We start from the raw sequence: 1,136 nt of genomic DNA on the forward strand, positions 1-1,136 counted from the left end.
GTGATGACAGACATGGGATCGTTCGTCATCATTCTCTGGAACATCATTTCCTGTGCTCTTGACAAAGGGAATGCCGAAACCATCACCGCATCCACTGACAGCATGGCCAACACCAGTGCAGGAATCAGCATGGCGATAGGAAGCATCAACAGCATGATGGTGACGCTTGCCGAATTTCGGGACGCATGAAACAAGGCCCGGTAGCTCAGCTGCTTGTGATGCAGCACAAGGCTGAAGACGCCGGCATTTCCAAGAACTGTTGCGATGCCCCATACGCCATTGAGTGCATCTCCGCGCAACCCGAGCATATCGGCAAGCGCCACCAGCGCGACATATTCAAACAGAAATAAGGCGAGAACGATCAGCGCGGCCTGGCCCAGGGTTGGGAAGCTTGTGTACTTTTCTGTGACCCTATTCATGCCGCCAACCTCGGCCGGCTTCTGGTCGCGAAACTGCGGGGCGATGCGGTGCGCCATCCATTTTGTGGTCCTCCCAAACTCTTGTAAGGCATGAGTTATATCAGTTGTCTCATCTTGAGAAAAAGTGTTGAGACTTTGTTTCAGCCAAGGGTTTCTACCCGGATACCCCTTAAGGCGCAGTCGTAGCATGAGTCCCGCAAGGCCTTCGGGTAGTAGCTGACTTTTGGGGGCCTGCCCGATCCTGTGATGACAGTGATTCAACAAAAGGGGACTCCACATGACAACAAAACTCAACGTGAACGGCCGCGCCGTTTCCGTCAACGCTGAATCTGACACACCCCTTTTGTGGGTGATACGCGATGAGCTGGGCATGACCGGTACCAAGTTCGGTTGTGGTGCGGCCTTATGCGGCGCGTGTACCGTGCACCTCAATGGCAAGCCGGTGCGGTCGTGTCAGACGCCGTTGTCTGCCGCTGCGGGCCAGAAGGTGGCGACGATTGAAAGCCTTTCACGCAACAACACGCACCCGCTGCAGGTGGCGTGGATCAAGCACGATGTGCCGCAGTGCGGCTACTGCCAGTCGGGCCAGTTGATGAGCGCGGCGGCCTTGCTCACGGGCAACAAGAACCCGAGCGACGCGGACATTGACGCCGCGATGAGCGGCAACATCTGCCGCTGCGGTACCTACCCGCGTATCAAGGCGGCGATCAAGGATGC

1 protein-coding gene and 1 pseudogene are annotated in these 1,136 nt (G+C 56.8%); one reads left to right on the top strand and one right to left on the bottom strand.

Translation table 11 applies throughout. From position 1 onward, the window contains the following. Positions 1-476, bottom strand: a pseudogene (locus tag AC1D1X_RS24020) (hypothetical protein); the annotation flags it as partial. A gap of 220 nt (positions 477-696) precedes the next feature. Between AC1D1X_RS24020 and AC1D1X_RS24025 the strand changes: the two are divergent. Then, the coding region (locus AC1D1X_RS24025; protein WP_477699444.1) for a (2Fe-2S)-binding protein at positions 697-1,136 on the top strand (440 nt) is incomplete at its 3' end.

It is taken from the genome of Polaromonas sp. P1_G4 (assembly GCF_056405475.1).